Annotated in this window: 19 protein-coding genes and 1 tRNA gene; 8 read left to right on the top strand and 12 right to left on the bottom strand. The window is 59.1% G+C overall.

Annotated elements, in window-relative coordinates:
- Positions 1–29: 29 nt before the first annotated feature.
- The 3 genes from BM234_RS01685 to BM234_RS01675 all read right to left on the bottom strand — a co-directional run bounded on the left by BM234_RS01685 (position 30) and on the right by BM234_RS01675 (position 2,443).
- The gene (locus tag BM234_RS01685; RefSeq protein ID WP_175501176.1) at positions 30–647 is read right to left on the bottom strand and encodes a NuoB/complex I 20 kDa subunit family protein; all 618 of its coding nucleotides are present in this window, start codon (positions 645–647) and stop codon (positions 30–32) included.
- Positions 638–1,003, bottom strand: a complete 366-nt coding sequence (locus BM234_RS01680; RefSeq protein WP_092060002.1) for an NADH-quinone oxidoreductase subunit A — start codon at positions 1,001–1,003, stop codon at positions 638–640. Before BM234_RS01680 ends, BM234_RS01685 begins: the two co-directional genes overlap by 10 nt.
- A gap of 294 nt (positions 1,004–1,297) precedes the next feature.
- Positions 1,298–2,443: a pyridoxal phosphate-dependent aminotransferase gene (locus BM234_RS01675; RefSeq protein ID WP_092060000.1), complete on the bottom strand. Its 1,146-nt coding sequence runs from the start codon at positions 2,441–2,443 to the stop codon at positions 1,298–1,300.
- Between the two features lie 83 nt (positions 2,444–2,526).
- Here BM234_RS01675 and BM234_RS01670 point away from each other — a divergent pair, with 83 nt between their 5' ends.
- On the top strand, positions 2,527–3,270 hold the full coding sequence (locus BM234_RS01670; protein ID WP_245752437.1) for a DsbA family protein: 744 nt from the start codon (positions 2,527–2,529) through the stop codon (positions 3,268–3,270).
- A 92-nt stretch (positions 3,271–3,362) separates the two neighbouring features.
- Here BM234_RS01670 and ispG read toward each other — a convergent pair whose 3' ends face one another.
- The 3 genes from ispG to hemA all read right to left on the bottom strand — a co-directional run bounded on the left by ispG (position 3,363) and on the right by hemA (position 7,128).
- Positions 3,363–4,487, bottom strand: coding sequence for a flavodoxin-dependent (E)-4-hydroxy-3-methylbut-2-enyl-diphosphate synthase (gene ispG / locus BM234_RS01665; RefSeq protein WP_092059996.1), 1,125 nt, complete (start codon positions 4,485–4,487; stop codon positions 3,363–3,365).
- A 69-nt stretch (positions 4,488–4,556) separates the two neighbouring features.
- Positions 4,557–5,786, bottom strand: a complete 1,230-nt coding sequence (locus BM234_RS01660) for a helix-turn-helix domain-containing protein (protein WP_092059994.1) — start codon at positions 5,784–5,786, stop codon at positions 4,557–4,559.
- A 118-nt stretch (positions 5,787–5,904) separates the two neighbouring features.
- Positions 5,905–7,128: a 5-aminolevulinate synthase gene (gene hemA / locus BM234_RS01655; RefSeq protein WP_092061283.1), complete on the bottom strand. Its 1,224-nt coding sequence runs from the start codon at positions 7,126–7,128 to the stop codon at positions 5,905–5,907.
- Positions 7,129–7,308: 180 nt separating this feature from the next.
- Here hemA and BM234_RS01650 point away from each other — a divergent pair, with 180 nt between their 5' ends.
- Positions 7,309–8,679: a M20/M25/M40 family metallo-hydrolase gene (locus BM234_RS01650; protein ID WP_092059992.1), complete on the top strand. Its 1,371-nt coding sequence runs from the start codon at positions 7,309–7,311 to the stop codon at positions 8,677–8,679.
- A gap of 16 nt (positions 8,680–8,695) precedes the next feature.
- On the opposite strand, the gene BM234_RS01645 is transcribed toward BM234_RS01650, so the two are convergent.
- The 3 genes from BM234_RS01645 to BM234_RS01635 form a co-directional block, all read right to left on the bottom strand.
- Positions 8,696–9,007 carry a hypothetical protein gene (locus tag BM234_RS01645; RefSeq protein ID WP_092059991.1) on the bottom strand — a complete coding sequence of 104 codons (312 nt, stop codon included), beginning with the start codon at positions 9,005–9,007 and terminating at the stop codon, positions 8,696–8,698.
- Between the two features lie 74 nt (positions 9,008–9,081).
- Positions 9,082–10,479, bottom strand: coding sequence for a TolC family outer membrane protein (locus tag BM234_RS01640; protein ID WP_092059989.1), 1,398 nt, complete (start codon positions 10,477–10,479; stop codon positions 9,082–9,084).
- A gap of 41 nt (positions 10,480–10,520) precedes the next feature.
- A complete protein-coding gene (locus BM234_RS01635; RefSeq protein WP_092059987.1) occupies positions 10,521–11,171 on the bottom strand; it encodes a protein-L-isoaspartate O-methyltransferase family protein in 651 nt (216 codons plus the stop codon).
- Positions 11,172–11,308: 137 nt separating this feature from the next.
- Here BM234_RS01635 and BM234_RS01630 point away from each other — a divergent pair.
- The 3 genes from BM234_RS01630 to BM234_RS01620 all read left to right on the top strand — a co-directional run bounded on the left by BM234_RS01630 (position 11,309) and on the right by BM234_RS01620 (position 13,119).
- A tRNA-Cys gene (locus BM234_RS01630) sits at positions 11,309–11,382 on the top strand.
- Between the two features lie 299 nt (positions 11,383–11,681).
- Positions 11,682–12,095 (top strand): response regulator, encoded by a 414-nt coding sequence (locus tag BM234_RS01625; protein WP_175501175.1) that lies wholly within the window; start codon positions 11,682–11,684, stop codon positions 12,093–12,095.
- Between the two features lie 70 nt (positions 12,096–12,165).
- The gene (locus tag BM234_RS01620) at positions 12,166–13,119 is read left to right on the top strand and encodes a glycosyltransferase (RefSeq protein WP_092059983.1); all 954 of its coding nucleotides are present in this window, start codon (positions 12,166–12,168) and stop codon (positions 13,117–13,119) included.
- A 4-nt stretch (positions 13,120–13,123) separates the two neighbouring features.
- Here the strand turns inward: BM234_RS01620 and BM234_RS01615 are convergent, their stop codons facing one another.
- Both BM234_RS01615 and BM234_RS01610 read right to left on the bottom strand, forming a co-directional pair.
- A complete protein-coding gene (locus BM234_RS01615) occupies positions 13,124–13,795 on the bottom strand; it encodes an ABC transporter ATP-binding protein (RefSeq protein ID WP_092059981.1) in 672 nt (223 codons plus the stop codon).
- Between the two features lie 3 nt (positions 13,796–13,798).
- Positions 13,799–15,193: a KpsE/RkpR family capsule polysaccharide export protein gene (locus BM234_RS01610; RefSeq protein WP_245752435.1), complete on the bottom strand. Its 1,395-nt coding sequence runs from the start codon at positions 15,191–15,193 to the stop codon at positions 13,799–13,801.
- 84 nt (positions 15,194–15,277) lie between these two features.
- Here BM234_RS01610 and BM234_RS01605 point away from each other — a divergent pair, with 84 nt between their 5' ends.
- From BM234_RS01605 to BM234_RS01595, 3 genes are all read left to right on the top strand, one after another.
- A complete protein-coding gene (locus BM234_RS01605; RefSeq protein ID WP_092059979.1) occupies positions 15,278–16,099 on the top strand; it encodes an ABC transporter permease in 822 nt (273 codons plus the stop codon).
- A gap of 178 nt (positions 16,100–16,277) precedes the next feature.
- Positions 16,278–16,991: a MotA/TolQ/ExbB proton channel family protein gene (locus BM234_RS01600; RefSeq protein WP_245752433.1), complete on the top strand. Its 714-nt coding sequence runs from the start codon at positions 16,278–16,280 to the stop codon at positions 16,989–16,991.
- 63 nt (positions 16,992–17,054) lie between these two features.
- Positions 17,055–17,948: an energy transducer TonB gene (locus BM234_RS01595; RefSeq protein ID WP_092059977.1), complete on the top strand. Its 894-nt coding sequence runs from the start codon at positions 17,055–17,057 to the stop codon at positions 17,946–17,948.
- Between the two features lie 7 nt (positions 17,949–17,955).
- Here BM234_RS01595 and BM234_RS01590 read toward each other — a convergent pair whose 3' ends face one another.
- Complete coding sequence (locus BM234_RS01590; protein ID WP_092061278.1) at positions 17,956–19,857, bottom strand: acyl-CoA synthetase; 1,902 nt, start codon at positions 19,855–19,857, stop codon at positions 17,956–17,958.
- Positions 19,858–19,899 lie beyond the last annotated feature (42 nt).

Genomic DNA, 19,899 nt, shown 5'->3' with positions numbered 1-19,899 from the left:
ATTCCGCCCGAGATTCCTTCAATTACGCCTCAGCGTACAATCGTTCCTGTCCGGCGGATTTTGCGCTGTAGCTGCATCACACCATAGAGCAGCGCCTCGGCCGTCGGTGGACAACCGGGTACGTACACATCCACCGGCACAACGCGGTCGCAGCCGCGAACCACGGAGTAGCTGTAGTGGTAGTAACCACCTCCATTGGCGCACGACCCCATGGAGATCACGTACCGAGGTTCCGGCATCTGGTCGTAAACTTTGCGCAAGGCGGGCGCCATCTTGTTGGTCAGCGTTCCAGCCACGATCATCAGGTCAGACTGCCGTGGTGAGGCGCGCGGCGCGGTGCCGAACCTCTCCAGATCGTAGCGAGGCATGGAGGTGTGCATCATCTCCACCGCGCAACATGCCAATCCAAAAGTCATCCAGTGCAGCGATCCGGTGCGCGCCCAGTTGATGATGTCCTCGGTTGACGTCAGGAGAAACCCTTTGTCCTGCAACTCACGGTTCAGGGCGCTGGTGGCCACTTCCGCATCGGGCCCGGCATCGTTTTGCTTATAAGCCACAGGTGCCGAAGGCCCGGATTTAACGCGGGGAACTTGATAGCCCTCGCTCATCACCTCGCTGACGAGTGGTTTGTCTTCGGTCACTCCCATTCGAGTGCCCCCTTCTTCCATTCATAGGCGAACCCGATGGTGAGCACGCCGAGAAATACCATCATTGACCAGAATGCGACGTCCGACAGATCCCTGAATGCCGTGGCCCAAGGGAACAAAAACGCGATTTCCAAGTCGAAGATGATGAACAGGATCGAGACGAGGTAAAACCGAACGTCAAACTTCATCCGTGCGTCATCGAACGCATTGAACCCGCATTCGTAGGCGGACACCTTTTCCGGGTCGGGGCTGCGCACTGCGATGACCACCGCCGCAAGGATGAGCACGAGGCCCAGTCCGATGGCAATGGCCAGAAAAACGAGAATTGGGAGGTACTCCCGCAGCATCTCTTCCACGTTCGGCTCCTTCCCGGGGCGCAGTTCGCGCTCCGCTGGTACTAGACTGGCTGGTCCACTGTTTACGCCCCGCCCCAAGGGTGGTCAACCGAAGAGCGTCATATTCGATTTTTCCGGTCAAATGCCGAAAAATCATTGTATACAGTGGCATATGCCTTTGACGACTGTTGCTTCTTCGCCTCTGCCACCGGGGCATTGCGGGCGAAGTGCCGAGATTTTGACCGAGTAAAATTGCACGCTTAAATGCGCCCCCTTAATTCCGGGGGCGTTCGGCGCATCGGTAGCGTCGCAGACTCAGCTTCGCGAGGCCATATACGCAGCGAGTCGGTGCAAGCCCTCCTCGATGTCTTCGGTTGAACCGGCATATGAGAACCGAAGCGCCTGGTGGCCCCGTTCTGGATCGAAATCGACACCCGGCGTCACCGCGACCCCGGCCTGATCCAGAATGTCCGCCGCGAGCGAGACGCTATCATCCGTGAGATCCGAAACATCCGCATAAACATAGAAAGCGCCATCAGGCGGAGCGACTTTGGTGAATCCAGCGCGCGGCAGCCCGTCGATCATCAATTGTCGGTTCCTTGCATAGACCGCGCGGTTCGCCTCAAGTTCCGCCCCGCAATCCAGCGCGGCGAGCGCAGCAACCTGCGCCGCGTGGGGAGCGCAAATGAAAAGGTTCTGGGCAAGCCTTTCGATGATCCGCACGTGATCATCGGGTACGACCATCCACCCGATGCGCCATCCGGTCATAGAAAAGTACTTGGAGAAAGAGTTGATCACATAGACCTCGTCTGTGACCTCCAACGCCGTCACAGCCTTCGCGTCATACTCGATCCCGTGATAGATCTCATCGCTGATAAAGGCTGCGCCTTCACCCTTGGCTGCGTCGATAAGTGCCGACAGTGCGCCATGGTCAAGCATCGTGCCCGTCGGATTTCCCGGTGATGCGACAAGCATTCCTGCAAGCCCTGCCCCGCGAATATCCTCGGGTCGCGGCTGGAACCGATCTTCCGCCTGCGTCACAAACTCAACTGGTTGCAACGAGAGAGCCTTCAGTATCTGGCGGTAGGACGGATATCCCGGGCGCCCAATCCCAACCCGGTCGCCCGCATCGAACAATGCCGTGAAGGCAAGCAAGAAAGCCCCTGAAGATCCGGCAGTGACAACCACCCGGCTCGGATCGAGATCGACACCATACCAATCCCCGTATAGCGCAGCGATCCGCTCCCGCAATGCCGGCAACCCGAGCGCAACGGTATACCCGAGCGCCTCCCGTTCCAGCGATGCGCTCAGCGCTTGCCGTGCCCCGGCGGGCGCGGGGGTGCCCGGTTGGCCGACTTCCATGTGAATGATCCGGCGACCAGAGGCCTCAGCCGCCCTTGCCCGCTCCATCACATCCATCACAATGAAAGGACTGACCACTCCTCTGCTTGAGTTCCGCATCGCAACCCCTCTATTCTGCGCAGGTCGCTTGTCCCAAAGGCTGGCGCTCCGGTCAATCGCCCCATGAACAAGGAATGGACCCGATGAAACGCTTCGCCGCCGCCCTCCTCTCGCTGAGCTTTGCCCTTCCTGCTGAGGCTGACCTTTCTGACATGACAGCAAGTGAGCGCGAGAATTTTCGGAATGAAGTTCGCGCGTATCTTCTGGAAAACCCGGAGGTTCTGATGGAGGCGATCACAGTTCTGGAACAGCGACAAGCTACGGCTGAGACGGTCGCTGACACGGATATGATCGCCCAGCATGCCGAGGCGCTTTTCGAGGATGGTCACAGTTGGATCGCGGGGAATCCCGACGGAGACCTGACACTGGTCGAATTTGCTGATTACCGCTGTGGTTACTGCCGGCGTGCACATGACGAGGTAAAGGAACTGATCGAAAGCGACGGGAACATCCGCTTTGTTTACAAGGAGTTCCCAATTCTGGGAGAGGCCTCACTCGCGTCGTCCCGCTTCGCCCTGGCAACGCGCGAAGTCGCCGGAGACGAGGCCTATGGCGCAGCCCAAGAAGCGCTTCTTGGCTTGAACGCGGAGCCGAGCGATGCGGTTCTCACTCGCCTTGCAAACCAATTGAACCTCGACGGCGAGGCGATCTTGGCAGAAATGTCTTCGCCCAAAGTCAATGAGATCATTCGCGCAAACCACGATCTCGCGCGGGCATTGAACATCAACGGAACACCCACGTTCGTTCTCGGCGGCGAAATGCTTCGGGGATATGTCCCGTTGGAGCAGATGCGCGAAATTGTTGATGAAGTTCGCGAAGATAGCTGAATGCGCTGTGGGGAGCTGAACCTTGGACCAGCGGCGGCTTGAACCGCCGCCTGTTGCGCAGCCCCCCGCAATCTGCCTATCAAAAGCCGTCGTTACTCAGCCGCCTCAACGGACGCAGCTTCTATGGCTTCGGCTTTCTTCTCCACCTGCTCTACGATGTGTTCGACCATCTCTTCATTCGACATCCGGTGGCTCTGTTTGCCCGCAAGATAGACCATGCCGTTCCCGGCACCGCCGCCAGTAAATCCGACATCCGTCATCAGCGCTTCTCCCGGCCCATTCACCACGCACCCAATGATCGACAGGCTCATGGGGGTTTTGATGTGCTCGAGTCGCCGCTCAAGAATTTCGACCGTCTTGATGACATCGAAACCCTGACGGGCGCAGGACGGGCATGAAATGATGTTGACCCCCCTGTGACGTAGCCCAAGCGCCTTCAGTATCTCGAAGCCAACCTTCACCTCCTCGACCGGATCGGCGGAGAGAGAGACGCGGATCGTATCGCCTATTCCCATCCAGAGCAGGTTACCCAAACCAATGGCACTCTTGATGGTGCCAGACGTCAAACCACCCGCTTCGGTGATCCCAAGGTGAATCGGCGCATCGGTTGCATCGGCGATCCCCTGATACGCTGCTGCGGCGAGAAAAACATCGGATGCCTTCACGCTGATCTTGAATTCGTGAAAGTCGTTTTGCTCAAGAATACGGATATGTTCCAGCGCGCTTTCGACCATCGCCTCGGGGCACGGCTCGCCGAATTTCTCCAGTAAATGGCGTTCAAGGCTACCCGCGTTCACACCGATACGGATGGAACAGCCGTAATCCTTTGCGGCGCGAATGACCTCGCGGACCCGTTCTTCGGATCCGATGTTACCGGGATTGATGCGCAAGCACGCAGCCCCCGCCTCTGCTGCTTCAATTGCGCGTTTGTAGTGAAAGTGGATGTCCGCCACGATTGGAACCGGGCTTTCGCGAACAATATCGCGAAGCGCGCGCGTGCTGGATTCGTCAGGAGTAGACACCCGAACGATATCAGCCCCCGCTTCGGCCGCCGCCGTAATCTGGGCCACGGTCGCCGCAACATCAGAAGTGTCGGTGTTCGTCATCGTCTGCACCGAAATGGGTGCGTCGCCCCCTACGGGAACCGATCCCACGTGGATCTGGCGCGACGTGCGGCGATAGATGTTGCGCCACGGCCGGACGTGATTGAGCGACATGAGGATGCTCCATGCATTGCGGGGTCTGTGCGCTAGATAGACCAGCCTTGGCCCGTCATCAATGCGGGGCTAGTCCGAAGTCGTCTCCGCCATCGCCACGAAGCGGGCGAGTTCAGGATCTGCCGTGAGATCGGCCGTCTGGTACGCACCGCGCAACCCGTCAACCGAAAGAGCTACGTTCTTGGCGACGCTGGTACCCGAACCAGCCGGGCCATAGACCTCACCGGCCACCTTGAAGAAGAGCGACCCGGAGTTGCCTGCGCGAAGCGTGGGCGCCTCTTCGGTTGCGGGAAGGACGAATTCCTCGCCGGCGTTCAGAATCTTTTCAAAGATCACACTGCCATCGGCCGCGCGTACGCGAACCCACGCGGGCCTAACGGCGAAAAGCACGACATCGGGCGCAGGCGTCTCGACAACCTGCGGAACGGTGGGCCCCTGTACCTCCGCCGAGACATCGGCAAGCTGGTTCCCCACGTCAGTCAACATACGCTCCATCGCGGGGTCACCCTGGCGCGTCGGACTCCGGAAAACACCGATTTCCGCCGGATCAAGCGTCGCGATCGGCGCATCCCTTGCAACGAGCACCGGCACATCAAGCGCTTGGGGGCGGTAGAGCCGGTCGAGAGCGTCTTCGTGCGCCGACGCATCCGCCAACACAATTCCGTCCTCAGATCGCTGAGCTGAGTTGTCGGGACCGTCTAGCTCGGAAATCACCGCCGGTGTCTGATCAACCGGCGCGATCTGAACTCGCTGCACTTCCTGCAAAACACTCCAGCCGCCGAAACCCAAAAGGCCGATCACCGCGACAAGCGCGAGGGAAGACCCGATGGCTCCCGCATCAAGGCTTGAAAAGATACCCTGCTCGAGTGGAGAGAACCGCTTGTCGGTGGAATCGAAGTAATTCTTAGATCCGAACGGGCTCGCGTTCGAGGCCGCCGCAGTGCTGGCATAACGGGCACGGGATGACGCGTCAGGCGACATGCCGTGAGACGTCGAAAAACCACTTTCTTCACAAAACTCGAGAAAGGCCTTCTCGGGGTTCATGCCCAGATACCGCGCGTATGAACGGACATAGCCAGCGATAAAGCCGGGCGTATCAAAAGCGGACGGGTCGGAATTCTCAATCGCGGCCACATAGGCAGCCTTGATTTTCAGCTCTCGCTGCACATCGAGCAGAGACTTCCCCATCGTCGCACGCTCGCCGCGCATGACATCCCCAAGCTTGAGTTCGAAAGAATCGAACCCATTCAGCTCCGAAAGATCGGAATCAGCTCTGTCCTTGCCTCGGCGCCGGATCATGCGCACTGCCCTCAATTCTACGATGGTTTTCCCAAGCGCACGCTTCGTCGATTCGTGCAACCATCTTTTATTGAGGAGAGGTTAGCACACCCTTGCTGATTCGGTATATGTGCTAACCTTATGCGCTCATTTCTGCGCGGTTGAGCGCGCAATGCGACCAAAGTTCGTCCATGGCATGAACCAAGGCGTCCATTTCGCCGGGTCCATGAACCGGCGACGGGGTAAAGCGCAACCGCTCCGTGCCACGCGGGACGGTCGGAAAATTGATTGGCTGTACATAGATGCCATACCGCTCAAGCAGCATGTCGGACAACAGCTTCGTATGAACAGGGTCGCCGACCATCACCGGAACGATGTGGGTTCCATGATCAATGAGCGGCAGGCCGAGCCCCTTGAGCCGTGTCTTGAGGATACTGGCCTGCGTCCGGTGCCGCTCTCGCAAGGCGGTGTCGCCTTTGAGATGAGCCACGGATGCAGCGGCCCCGGCTGCGACCGCCGGCGGCAAGGATGTCGTGAAGATGAAGCCCGGGGCATAGGAACGGATCGCATCGCACATGCGGTAGGACGCAGCGATATATCCGCCCATGACCCCGTAAGCTTTGGCAAGCGTCCCATTGATGATATCGATGCGATGCATCAGTCGATCCCGCTCGGCCACACCCGCGCCGCGCGGGCCGTACATGCCAACCGCATGAACCTCGTCAATATAGGTCAGAGCACCAAACTCATCCGCCAGATCGCAGATGGCCTCAATCGGTCCGAAATCCCCATCCATGGAGTAAATCGATTCGAAAGCGATCAGCTTGGGCGCTGCTTCGTCATCTGCTGCCAAAAGCTCCCGGAGGTGATCGAGATCATTATGCCTGAACACCCGCTTCGCCCCGCCATTCCTGCGAATGCCCTCGATCATAGATGCGTGATTGAGCTCGTCTGAATAGATGATGAGGCCCGGAAAAAGTTTCGGCAACGTCGAAAGCGTCGCGTCGTTCGCGATGTACGCCGATGTGAAGAGAAGCGCGCTTTCCTTGCCATGCAAATCCGCGAGCTCTGCCTCCAGACGCTTGTGGTAGAGTGTCGTGCCGGAAATGTTGCGTGTGCCGCCCGATCCCGCGCCCGTAACGTCAATGGCCTCGTGCATCGCGTCCAACACGACGGGATGCTGGCCCATTCCGAGATAGTCGTTGCCGCACCAAACGGTGACAGGCTGTTCCTTCCCGTCAGGGCGACGCCAAGTGGCGTGCGGGAAATGTCCGCGCTTTCTTTCGATATCGATGAAGGTCCGATATCGCCCCTCCTCGTGAAGCTTCAGGAGGGCAGTGTCGAGCGCTTGGCCATAATCCACGGGGTCTTCTCCGGTTTCTTCCACGGACGAGCCCGCCCGAGCATTCGAGTACGCATTCGTAGTTTAGAATGCATATAGTTTATCTCGTCTCAAGACAACACGTTACAATTTGACGCGACACCTAGACTTTGATCTCAATCAATCTCGCACCCGATAGTTAGCCCCATCTCAGGAGTTGTCATGTCACTCGACACCGTTCTCGCCCGCCTTGATACCGATCTGCCAGAGGCGCAGAACCGCCTTCTGGACTTTTTGCGCATACCCTCAATTTCGACCGACCCGGCCTACAAGGAGGATTGCGTTCGGGCCGCCCAGTGGCTTGTCGAAGACCTCGGCTCCATGGGAATCGAGGCGAGTTTGCGGAAAACCCCGGGTCATCCGATGGTTGTCGGCCACGTTCCGGGGGATGGGCCGCATATCCTGTTTTACGGTCATTATGATGTGCAACCCGTCGATCCACTTGACCTGTGGAACCGCGATCCGTTCGATCCCGCGGTGGAAGAAGGCCCCTCAGGTCCGCTGATCCGCGGGCGCGGCGCCGCGGATGACAAGGGCCAGCTCATGACTTTTGTTGAGGCCTGCAGGGCTTGGACAGCGGAACGGGGCACCCTGCCCTGCCGGATCACGTTCCTGTTCGAAGGTGAGGAAGAATCAGGCTCTCCCTCGCTCGTGCCCTTCCTCAAGGAGAATGCCGAAGAACTGTCGGCCGACCTCGCCCTGATCTGCGACACAGGCCTTTTCGAGAGCAAGACGCCAGCGATCATCACGATGTTGCGGGGCCTTCTTGGCGAGGAAGTCGTGATCAAGGGGCCCGACAAAGATTTGCACTCGGGGATGTATGGCGGCCCGGCAATCAATCCCATCCGCGTTCTGACGCGTGTCCTTGCCGGACTGCACGATGACAATGGGCATGTCACCGTGCCTGGCTTTTATGATGGCGTTCCCGATCTCTCCGAAGACCTCCGCCTGCAGTGGGAGGGATTAAACTTCGATGCCATGGGCTTCCTTGGCGGGGTTGGCCTGAGCCACCCGGCGGGCGAAGTGGGGCGCACTGCGCTTGAGATGATCTGGTCGCAACCGACATGTGAAATCAACGGGATCGCGGGCGGATACGCCGGCGCGGGGTTCAAAACCGTGCTCCCCTCGGAGGCACGGGCCAAGGTTTCCTTCCGTCTCGTTGGCGATCAGGATCCACATGCGATTCGCGAGGCGTTCCGAAGCTATGTACGCGCGTCGCTGCCGCCGGACTGCACCGCGGAATTCCATCCGCATGGCGCGTCGCAAGCATCGGAGATGGCGACCACGCACCCGGCCTTCGAGGCCACGCGCAAGGCTTTGTCCGAAGAGTGGGGCCGCGAGGCGGCATTTGCAGGATGTGGCGGATCGATCCCGATCGCCGGCCACTTCAAATCATTGCTCGGGATGGACTCGATGCTCATCGGGTTCGGAAAGGATGACGATCAGATCCATTCACCGAACGAGAAGTACGACGTGGAGAGTTTCCACAAGGGCATGCGCAGTTGGGCGCGAATCCTCGACGTTCTGACCTGATCGCCAAGGGAGTGGGTCAGCCTGCGCGGCTGCCCCCCTCGCTCGCTTCCAGCATCCGGTACAGCTCTTGCCGCACCATGCGCCGCAAGGCGGGCGCGACTTCCACGCTCAGGACCTCATCCAACTCTTCGCGAACCACTTGCAGCACCATCTCGCGCAGTTCGGCGGAATTAAGAATATCGTCTACCCCAGTTTCGGACCGGCCACCCACGACGGGGTCTTTCAGGATGAGCGGATCTGACTGTTCAACTCTCCAGGATGGGTTGAGGACCAGACAACTCGCCCGCGTTTCGGGCCATCTGCGTTGAATACGGCTGGCGTGAGGCATGGTTGTCTCCCTGAAACGCGAACGGCGCGGATCCTCGAAGGATTACCGCGCCGCAACATTCCTCGCAAGTGACCTCAGTTGGGATTGAGGCTCTTGAGCACCCGATCCAGCGCCCTGCCCTGACGGCTCACGGCGACAGGGGCGTCCTTGACGAGATTATAGTAAGCAGCCGGATCATACCGCTGAACCGGGAGGTTCAAAGCGTCCACAGTCAACCGGCCCATTGCGGCCAGCAGCTGATAAGAAGAGATGATCTGATCCACTTCCGACGAGACAAGCTCGAACCGTGCATCAAGCAATTCCTGTTCAGCATCGAGCACCTCAAGTGTGGTGCGGGCCCCAAGCGTCGCTTCTTCGCGCAACCCTTCGAAGGCGACCTGCGCGGCGCGTACCTGTTCCACGCTCGCTTCACGCGACGCACGGACGACGCTCAGCGTGGCAAAGGCGTTTCCGACCTCTTGGTCCACGTTGCGCTGAACCGTAATGAGACTCGCCCGCTCGGCATCGCGGCGCGCGGTCGCTTGCCGGGTTCTGGCGGAAAGTTCGCCACCCCGATAAATTGGCCCCGACAAGTTCAGCCCTACACTTCCAGACCGACCTTCATCACCGGTATCAAGATCCCTGGTGATGCCATACCGCCCCTCGAGATTGAGCGATGGTTTCAAGGCCGCCTGAGCCCGGGCGACATTTATCTCTGCGGCGGTAATCTCATGCTTCGCCGCTTCAAGTTCCGGATGCGTCCGACGCGCAATCGCCTTCGCTTCGGCGACGGACGAGACGCCAGTATTAGCAGGGGAAACAGGTGCGAGCGTGCCGGGCTGATGCCCTATCACATTGGCATATTCCTCCTGCGCCCGCACATAATCGCCCTGCGCCGCGGCGAGTTGGCTCCGTGATGCGGCCAGCCGGCTTTCAGCAAGCGCGACGTCTGTGCGAGTCACCTCGCCGACTTCGAAGCGATCCCGAGCGGCACGAAGTTCCTGAGTGATGAGACGAAGGTTGTTTTCCCGCAGAGACACAACTGCCTGTCTCAACCTGACGTCCATATAGGCTACAACACCACGCAGGATCACTTCCTGCTCCAACGCCCGAAGGCTCTCACGCGTTGCAAGAACGACTTCTTTCTGTGCTTCGGTATTCAATCGGCTCGACCCGCCGTCAAAAAGCAGCAAATCCGCGGAAAGGCCTGCGCTGCTCTCGTGCGATGTAAACCTGCCCTGCGTGGCGGAATCCCCGAAATCCCGACTCAGAGAGGCCGTATACCCGATGATCGGTCGCAGTGCCGCCGCGGCAACGGCAACGTCTTCGTCCGCCGCGCGCAACAACGCGCGGTTCTGCTCCAACAAACCGCTTTCCTTATAGGCGCTGACCATCGCCTCACGGAGCGTTTCAGAAGACGCAGGCGCGCCAATCCCGATCGCTAGGGCGGTTATTGCAGCGCACTGCTTCGCCCGTTGATACCAACCTGCCATGTCTTGCCTCGCCGTTTTTCTATCTCGATATGTCTTAGGAATCAGAGCGCAAAAGCGCGGTCCTTCCGGAACCCTGGAATGACGGGGGCGGAAGCATTGAACGCAAATCGCCAACTCATTGCGCCATCGATCTTGTAGCCGATGCGTACCACACCAAGGGCGTCTTGCATGAACAAGCAGCCGATACGCCCCCCCTCACGTAGTTGCGACAGAATGGCCGGAGGAACCTGCTCAACGCCCCCCTCGACAATGATCACATCATAAGGGCCATGCTTGGGCGCACCCGCCTCAAGGGCACCATCGACAACAATTGCATTATCGGTCCCCATCTCGCTCAGGAGTGCCTGCGCTTCGCCCGCCATCGGGGCCTCCTCGACACCGACGACAACTTCGGCAAGCCGTGCAAGCACCGCGGCCGAATACCCAAGCCCGCACCCCAGATCGAGAACAAGCTCTGTCTCCTGAATGTCGAGCGCATCAAGAAGCTTGGCAAGGGTTCTCGGCTCCAACAGTACACGCCCATCTCCGAGAGCAAGGTTCTCGCCCATATAGGCGGCATCCATCCGCCCTTCAGGAACGAACCGCTCGCGCGGTACATAGAGCATCGCGTCGATGATCGGAAACTTGGTGACGTCGGAGGGCCGTACCTGCGTGTCCACCATCATGGTGCGGCGCGTGGCAAAATCGGTCATGGGCAGGTCCCGTGTTTTTATGCGTTGTAGCGGTGATGCCACAGCCCGCGCCGGGGAGCAACGCTCGGCAACGCATTTCCCGCGCCTGTGGACTTGCAGCCGTTTTCCAGATCGGCTAACTGAGCGCTACCACGGACGGCGAGTTGGCGGAGTGGTGACGCAGCGGATTGCAAATCCGTGTACACCGGTTCGATTCCGGTACTCGCCTCCACAGAACTTTTGACGTTTCGACGTTTGAGATGTTCTGTAAACAGCCCCCCCTCCCGCCTCCGCGCCAAGCTCTTTCAAGTACCTGCATTGGCGACAGAGACCGCGCGCTATGGGGCGGACTTCGTCCATAAAACTCTACCTTGGCGTGTGTTGCTGATTGCCATACCCTGAGCTTCGGCTATTCTTGTAAGTGTAGATGGTCATGTGGGTTGGGTTCCGACGGCGTGGAAAAAAGCATGTATGATGCCGCCAGTAATACGGTCGCTGCTGCGCCAAACCTCGAAATTCGAGAGCCGGCTCATGAGTAACAGCGCCTCATCCATGAATTTCCAGAGACCCCGCCTTCTCGTGGTGGACGATCACAACCACACCCGTTTCATGATGAGCGAACTCTTGGGCGATCTGGGATACGATTGCGACACGCTCCATGATTCAGACGAGGCGATTGAACTGGTTCTGGGCTGTCCCTCACGCTACGTGGCGGTCCTGATCGATATCCACCTTGGCAATGGCGCGACGCAGGGCCTCTCAGCCGCACGAACTCTGGACATCGCTCGCAGGGATTCGGCGGCTATTCCACCCTTGCTCGCGTTGACGGGAGATTCGAATTTCTTCCGCCTTGAAACCGTTGCCGATTATGGCATCGTCGATGTTGTCCCCAAGCCCATCAACAAGTGGCTTCTCCAGCAGATCCTCTCGCGCGTCACCCTTTAGGCGTTCAAGCTCTTGCGCCGGTCCGATCCGTGGGCGAAGACCGTGCTGCCCCTGACCGAGACAGGCCTTGATGACAGACGGACCCCTCCATCAACCTCACGTCACCATAGCGCTTTGCACCTACAACGGTGGAGCGCACCTGCAATTTCAACTCGAGTCCTTTCTTCATCAGCATCACAAGAACTGGTCGCTCTGGATCAGTGACGACGGTTCCACTGATGAAACGCTCGATACTTTGCAGCGGTTCGCGCAGGCGCATGGCGAAGCTAGGGATATCCGTATCGTGAACGGGCCACGGCGGGGATTGGCCGCGAATTATCTGTCCCTTCTGCGTCGGTACGATTTGCCGAGCGGGCTGGTTGCTCTGTCGGACCAAGATGACATCTGGCTCCGCGGCAAACTGACCCGCGCGGTTCGCAGGATCACGATGGAATGCGCCAACAGGCCGGAAAGCCCGATACTGTATGGGGCCCAAAGCTTTCACGTAGATAACGAACTGCGGGTTATCGGAAAATCCTCTACGGCGCGCGCATGTCCAGACTTTTGCAATGCGCTCGTCCAAAATGTCGTGAGTGGACACAGCGCGGTTTTGAATGAAGCTGCGGTCGCACTCGTGCGAAAAGCGCGCGACCCTGGCTGCCTGCCGTTTCATGACTGGTGGCTTTATCAACTCATAACCGCGGCGGGCGGCACAGCGGTGATCGACGAGCGGCCAGTCCTCCTCTACCGCCAACATCCGTCAGCAACCATGGGGTCACACGATGGGTGGCGGGCACGTTTGGACCGAATTAGGATGGTTTTGGGCAAGACCTATGGCGACTGGATTGCCGCGAACCTTGAAGAACTCACGCGGAACGCGGATCTCCTTGAGCCTAAGGCAAATGAACTGGTGTCAACCATGATCCAAGGCACCCCATCATGGGGATTGGGCCGGGCGGCGATGCTCCGAAGGCTCGGTCTCCATCGTCAGACACGTCTTGGAACCGGGGCGCTGATGCTCGCCGGCTTTCTGGGACGCGTATGATCGGTCAGGCAGGCGGGGAGCCTTTGGCCATGTTCTCGGTATGGCGCGCGATGGCTTCCTCGACGTCCTCATAATAGGTCAACTCTCCACCTTCGAGAACGACACCTGAATCACAAATGTCGCGAATGAGACCCAACCCGTGGCTTACGACGATCGCACCCGCCTCTTTCAATCGGGCATGGAGCACCTCGGAACTCCGTTGCCGGAAAGCGGCATCCCCCACAGATGTCACTTCGTCGACCAGATACGTGTCAAAAGGAACAGCCATCGACACACCGAATGCCAAGCGCGACCGCATCCCCGCGGAGTAGGATCGGAAAGGCAAATGATAGTGTGCGCCAAGACCGGCGAAGGCTTCCACGAACGCGCTCAACTCATCAGTGTCGACCCCATAAACCCGTGCGATGAAGCGCGCATTTTGCGCGCCAGAGAGTTCAGGGTGGAATGAGCCCGCGAACCCTACTGGCCAAGAGATCGTGCCCGTGGATGTAATCCGCCCCGATGTGGGATCGGACGTCCCGGCGATCATCTTGAGAAGCGTGGACTTCCCGGCACCGTTCCGGCCCAGAAGGCCGACGCAGCGCCCCGTCGGGAAAACGATATTCGCATCGCGAACCACGACCTTGCGATTGCCTTGAAGGACAAACTCCTTACGGAGATGCTCGAACCGGATCATCGCCTAGCGACGGTCCCGTAGAGAATATGTGATCAGAACCCCAATCCCCCAGATCAGCGTGATGAAAAGAGCGAACAGGGACAGCGTCAATCCGCGACGGGGATACTCCGCCCGTTCGGCTCTCGTCGGCTTCATATAAGCGGCTAGATACCGGCTCTTTCTGCGCGCTTCCGCCTTTGCGGCATCCGATGTCGCCAGAGCAGATACATAGCTTTGCTCGGCAAACTCACGTTCGACGATCAGGCCTTCGTATTCTCCGACCAGTGTCGAGAACCTTTCGTTTCCGCTGGTATCCTCGTTGACGAGCCCCCGCTTCTGACGCTCATCGGCAATCCGGTTCTCGATGACCTCCACGCGCCGCTTTGCCTGTGCAAGGCGCGGATCGTTCGGTCTTGTGATCTCTTCAAGGAAATCAAGTTCGATCAGAGTCTCCGCAAGCTGTGCCTGAAGCGAGCCGAGCAGCGAGGCCTGCGCCTGAAGGTCGGAGGTGGGATCGACCATCTGGTATTGATTGCGAAAGCGCGTGACCGCGGCGCGTGTCTCCTTGAGGCGCTCCAGAGAGCGGTCAAGCTCCTCTCGCGCATATGAAACAGCATCTTCGCGCGCGATGGCCGAAAGCTCATTGATCATGTTGGAACTCTCGGCGAAAATTCCGTCCGCGATGCGAGTGGCATCTTCGGGGTCGAATGCCAGCACACGCACTTCGATCAAACCGCTCATCGTATCGTAGTTCACCCTGACCATGCGGCCCCAGTACATCACGAGATCCTCGATCGTTCCCCCCTGATAGGCAAAGACCGGATCATACTCAGGGCGAGACCATATTTCCGCGAGGTTGAGGCTGCGGTTCAGCGTATCAACAAGTTTTTGGCTCTGAATGAACTCATAGAGAATATCGGTGTCTGACGAACTTGACCCGGAGAGTTCGGTGATCCCCCCCAAAAGCTCTACTGCGGAACTCATCTCCTCCTTGCGGACCGAGAAACCGACCTTGGAGGCATACTGATCGGCGGCAACGACCCAGAGGTAGAATCCGCCCGCCAGCACGGGGGTGAGCACTACAAGAATGAAGCTCAACAGGACGGCATAGTGCCGCTTGCGAATGCGCGCGGGCTGCGCCGGAGGAGGAACAGGCTCCGCTTCCCGCGCCGCTGGCGCCGCTTTGGGCGCGGCATCGGTTTCTGGCGCCTTTGCGTCGACAGTTTGTTCAGTAGCGGGGGCTTTGGGCTTGGCAGCTTCGGCTCGTGCAAGCTTGGCTTTCTGCGCTCTTGCCCGCTTCGGACCTTTCAAGGGCGTGGAGGCAGGATCCAAACCCGGCCGTGGCCGCGGCAGCTTGTCTTCGCCTGCCTTCTCCGCTCGATCTGCATTCGTCTTTGGGGGGGTCGGTTCTTCGTTCAAGCTGAGCGCTCCGCCTTCTGGTTTATTCCCGCCTCGATTGTGCTATTGCTACCGAAAACCGGGCGCAAAGACCAGAGAGCAACGATGCCAAGCAACGCCTCCCATCTCCCCCCCCTGCCCCGACATGCCGCGCACCCTCGGCGGCGCTTTGCGAGCTTGCGCACCATCTTTGCCCTCGTCCTGCGGGAGATGGCGACGACCTATGGGCGCTCGCCCGGAGGCTATCTCTGGGCTGTTCTGGAACCGGTCGCCGGAATCACACTTCTGACGCTTGTTTTTTCTGCGGGCTTTCGCTCCCCCGGCTTGGGCGTGAATTTCCCGCTATTTTATGCAACCGGTCTGGTCCCGTTCAACTTGTTCAGCTCGATTTCGGGCCGCCTTGCTGGCTCCCTACAGTTTTCACGGCCTCTGCTGACCTATCCGGCCGTCAGCTTTCTCGACGCCATCATTGCGCGCTTCGTCGTCAATATGATGACCCAGATTCTGGTCGCCTATCTGCTCTTTACCAGCATCATGCTCATGTATGATACACGGGTAGATCCCGACTATTGGATCGTTGTCGAAGGGTTCTTCTATGCCGGACTCATGGCGATGGGTGTCGGCACGATAAATTGCTACCTCTTTACGGCCTATCCCGTATGGCAACAGATCTGGGCAATCGTCATGCGGCCCATGTTCATCCTGTCCTGCATCTTCTTTGTCTTTGAAAGCGTGCCGGAGCCGTTCCGGTCCTATCTGTGGTATAATCCGCTTGTTCATATCGTCGGAATCGTGCGCCGTGGCTTCTACTCGAACTATGATGCGACCTATGTATCGATCCCCTACCTGACGCTCTTGCCGCTGATACTATTTGCCTTGGGCCTGATACTTTTGCGACGCTACCACCGGGATCTGCTTGATCGCTGAGCGCGTTTGACAATCCCGACAGAAGCAGTAGGATATACGGCAGCACTCAGCCATCCCCCGCGGGACAGCCGGTATCATGAAACGAGACGACCCGCGCGGCGCGGCCCTTGATTGATAGAGGGGCCGCTTTGGTCCATTGAGGACTGTCCGCATTTCGGGGATCTGCAGAGGACGGAACTTGGAACAGATTGGCACGGTCCTGACGGACATTTCTCCCTTCTTTGGCAATTTTGGTGAGAGCGAGCTTTTTCAGACCGTGCTCATGGGCGGCCCCGTCGTCTGGCTGATCGCGGGACTTTCGGTTGTGACTCTGGCACTTATTCTTTGGAAGGTCTGGCGGCTTGCACTTCTTGGCGCATGGGGCGGCGGACGTCGCGCGCGCGAAGCGGTCAAGCTGTGGGATCTGGGGCATCAGGAGGCCGCACTTACCACGGTTGGCCAACGGCGAACGTGCCGTGCCCGCCTTATTCGCGCCGCGATCGAGGCACGCCGTGACCCCACACTCGACGATACCGGAGCGCAGGCAGAGACAGAGCGTGTCGCGCGAGGCTTGATGGCGCGTGCACGCAGCGGTCTGCGACCTCTCGAGCTTATCGCGACGATTGCACCGCTTCTGGGTCTCCTGGGTACCGTCCTTGGTATGATCGCGGCCTTTCAGGCATTGCAAGAAGCCGGATCTCGGGCTGACCCGGCGACACTGGCAGGGGGCATCTGGGAAGCGCTGTTGACCACCGCCGCCGGTATGGCTGTTGCGATCCCCGCCTCCATGGCGTTGACTTGGTTTGAATCCATTGCCGACCGGCTGCGCCACGAGATGGAAGACTATGCGACACGTATTTTCCTGCGCCCGCTCGAACCGGTGACCCACCATGCGCTACGTGCAGCGGAATAACTTCTTCAACGTCGATCCTGCGCCCTTGTCCCATACGCTATTCCCGTCGAAGGGTATTCAAGCATGACCCGGTTTCTCGAAGCGTCCGGCTTCTTCTCGATCGCGCTCATCCTGCATCTCGCCATTCTCGGCTTGCAGGACGAGGCCGAAGGTGCCGCCGCGTCCGGTGAAGGCGGAGATGCACGGGTCTCGCTTCAAGCGGCAAGCGCGCAGATGGGCGAATTGGTCGAGGAATGGGAACGGCCCCCGGAGGCCCCCGCAGAGCCAATCGAGATGGCTCCCGCGCCGCCCCCCGAACCGGTCGCGGAGGCACCGAAGATTGAACTTGCCCTCGAAGCCGTACCCCAGCCGGTTACGCCCAGTGGCCTCGCGCTTCCGCAAATGACTGAGGCGCCCCCACCGGTCGACCGCAGCATCACCCAACCGCCACCGCCTCCAGAGCCGGAACCAGAACCTAAGCCGGAACCCGAGCCAGTCGTCACTGCGGAACGGGCATCGATCCCGCCTGTCCTTCGACCGGACAATCTCGCGAAGCCGAAGCCAGAGCCAAAGAAAAAGCCCGCGGCAAGAAGCGCACCGAGCGAGGCACAGCGCGCCGCTGGCAGCGGCGGCGGCAGTAATGCTGGCGCGGCACAACAAAGCGCCAACGCGTCCATCACACGTGGTCAGATGCAGACACATCTTGCGCGTTGGGGGGCCCAGATCAGTCGGCACGTAGAACGCCGCAAACGATACCCACGCGAAGCGTCAGGCGCCACCGGCAGGGCTCAGCTACAGATTACGGTATCTCGTGATGGACGTCTGGCCGGGGCGCAACTCATCCGCTCTTCGGGCCAGCCGTCTCTTGACCGCGCCGCGTTGAACGCCGCCCGTTCCGTCAAACGCTTCCCTGCTGCGCCCAAGGAATTGACTGACAGTGTCTACGCCTTTGCAGTAACCTTGAATTTCGAATACTGAACCCGGCTCAGCCCGCCCATTCCCATGGGCGGGTGAATGCTGCGAGCGCGCGTTCGACCGCGCCATCTTCTACAGTGCCAGTCTTTTCGATACGTGCCACGAGGCCGCGCTTCTTGTCATCGACGACTGATGTGACACGCGCGGCGACCCCTGCATGCGCAAGCGCCTCCGAATAAACCCGTGAAATCGCACTTCTGCGGAGATCGGGCTTGAATACCTTGCCCACTGCAGTCTTGGGAAGTTCCGGCAGGATCTCGAGATACTTTGGTCGTGCCGCACGCTCATGAATTCGTTCATTCGCAAAGTCTAGAAGCTCTTTTTCGGAGACCGAAGCACCGTCGCACAGTTCCACATAGGCACAAGGCAGTTCCCCTGAATGCGCATCGGGCTGCCCTATTGCCCCTGCAAAAGCAACGGCGGGATGGCCAAGCAATGCTTCTTCGATCTCGGCTGGGTCAATGTTATGGCCGCCGCGGATGATGAGATCCTTTCGCCGACCCGTGATCCAGAGGTAGCCATCTTCGTCAAGCCGACCAAGATCGCCCGTTCGAAGGTGGGCATCGGTATAGAACAGATCGCGGTTCTTCTCTGGATCCGTATAGGTATGGCCGGCAAAGACGCCCGGGCTTGCTATACAGATCTCGCCAACCTCGTCAGTTTCACACTCTATCGGACCATTCTCGGTTTGCTTGATGATCCGGACATCTGTGTGGGGGAACGGTATGCCCACCGATCCGACCTTTTTTTCGCCCGATGGCGGGTTGCACGACACAAGGCATGTCGCCTCGGTCAACCCGTATCCTTCGACGATCGTGACGCCCGCTGCCGACTCGAAGCGGCGAAAAAGCTCCATCGGCATAGGTGCCGAGCCCGAGAATGCGGTCTTGACCGAAGAAACATCCGCATCAACAGGCCGCTGCATCAGGGCGGACACGGCTGTAGGAACGGTGATGATGAAGGAGATTTTCCATCGTTCGACCAGCTTCCAGAAATTGTCGAAAACGCCGTCACCCCGGTATCCTTGGGGCGTCGGAAACACGACGTGGGCCCCTGATGCGATCGCGGACATGAAGATCACATGACATGCAAAGACGTGGAAGAGAGGCAGAGGGCACATGATATTGTCTTCTGCCGAAAAGATCAGCCGAGAACCAATCCAGCCGTTGTAAATCATGCCCGAGTACTTGTGTTGTGCGACCTTGGGCATGCCGGTCGTGCCGCCCGTATGGAAGTATGCCCCAACCCGGTCGCCGCTTGAATCTTCGAACTTCAGCTCGGAAGGCTGGCGCGCAATCTCTCGATGGAAATCCAGAACCTTCGCATGATGCTGAACCTTATTTTTCGGCCTGATCATCGGCACGATCAAACGCTTGGCACCGGACAGATAGCGCAAAAGGTCGATTTCGAGAATAGTCTCGACATTAGGTGCGAGGCGGACGGCCTCTGCCGCCTTCTGAGCCACATCCGATTTGGGGAAGCTCTTCAGCGTGATCAGAACCTTTGCATTCGTCTCCCGAAGAATCGCAGCAATCTGTTCGGCATCCAGCAAAGGATTGAGCGGGCTCACGATCCCCGCGATTGAACCGCCCAGCAGGCTCAACACCGCCTCGTTGCAGTTCGGCAGCATGTAGGCAACGGTATCGTATTCTTGCACCCCGAGATCACGAAGAAGGTTCGCCGTTTGGCAAGCGCCGGCGTGCACCTCTTCCCACGTGAGGGTTTCGGCCTTGTCCGTAGGTCCAGACGTGATCTGGAACGAGCAGGCGGGACGCCTGCTGTAGTTCAGTTTCGCAAGCGAGAGGAAATCGTACATCGTCTGAGGAAGGCCCCGCGCCTCCCAGGACATTTCGGCCTCAATAGATTGCTTGTCTGCCGCACTTGTGAAGCCGGTAAAGCCCGTGGTCTTCATGTATTCCTCCCGCTGCACCCTGTTCTCGGGCACCTTCTCCAT

The organism is Poseidonocella pacifica, assembly GCF_900111875.1.
In the GTDB taxonomy this organism is placed as follows: domain Bacteria; phylum Pseudomonadota; class Alphaproteobacteria; order Rhodobacterales; family Rhodobacteraceae; genus Poseidonocella; species Poseidonocella pacifica.
This window is presented reverse-complemented; position numbering and strand designations above follow the sequence as displayed.

Excerpts from the sequence above, each read along its gene's own strand:
- BM234_RS01685 (WP_175501176.1), bottom strand. The coding sequence starts at position 647 with ATGGGAGTGACCGAAGACAAACCACTCGTCAGCGAGGTGATGAGCGAG.
- BM234_RS01675 (WP_092060000.1), bottom strand. The coding sequence starts at position 2,443 with ATGCGGAACTCAAGCAGAGGAGTGGTCAGTCCTTTCATTGTGATGGAT.
- BM234_RS01670 (WP_245752437.1), top strand. The coding sequence starts at position 2,527 with ATGAAACGCTTCGCCGCCGCCCTCCTCTCGCTGAGCTTTGCCCTTCCT.
- ispG (WP_092059996.1), bottom strand. The coding sequence starts at position 4,487 with ATGTCGCTCAATCACGTCCGGCCGTGGCGCAACATCTATCGCCGCACG.
- BM234_RS01660 (WP_092059994.1), bottom strand. The coding sequence starts at position 5,786 with ATGATCCGGCGCCGAGGCAAGGACAGAGCTGATTCCGATCTTTCGGAG.
- BM234_RS01650 (WP_092059992.1), top strand. The coding sequence starts at position 7,309 with ATGTCACTCGACACCGTTCTCGCCCGCCTTGATACCGATCTGCCAGAG.
- BM234_RS01645 (WP_092059991.1), bottom strand. The coding sequence starts at position 9,007 with ATGCCTCACGCCAGCCGTATTCAACGCAGATGGCCCGAAACGCGGGCG.
- BM234_RS01640 (WP_092059989.1), bottom strand. The coding sequence starts at position 10,479 with ATGGCAGGTTGGTATCAACGGGCGAAGCAGTGCGCTGCAATAACCGCC.
- BM234_RS01635 (WP_092059987.1), bottom strand. The coding sequence starts at position 11,171 with ATGACCGATTTTGCCACGCGCCGCACCATGATGGTGGACACGCAGGTA.
- BM234_RS01625 (WP_175501175.1), top strand. The coding sequence starts at position 11,682 with ATGAGTAACAGCGCCTCATCCATGAATTTCCAGAGACCCCGCCTTCTC.
- BM234_RS01620 (WP_092059983.1), top strand. The coding sequence starts at position 12,166 with ATGACAGACGGACCCCTCCATCAACCTCACGTCACCATAGCGCTTTGC.
- BM234_RS01615 (WP_092059981.1), bottom strand. The coding sequence starts at position 13,795 with ATGATCCGGTTCGAGCATCTCCGTAAGGAGTTTGTCCTTCAAGGCAAT.
- BM234_RS01605 (WP_092059979.1), top strand. The coding sequence starts at position 15,278 with ATGCCAAGCAACGCCTCCCATCTCCCCCCCCTGCCCCGACATGCCGCG.
- BM234_RS01595 (WP_092059977.1), top strand. The coding sequence starts at position 17,055 with ATGACCCGGTTTCTCGAAGCGTCCGGCTTCTTCTCGATCGCGCTCATC.
- BM234_RS01590 (WP_092061278.1), bottom strand. The coding sequence starts at position 19,857 with ATGAAGACCACGGGCTTTACCGGCTTCACAAGTGCGGCAGACAAGCAA.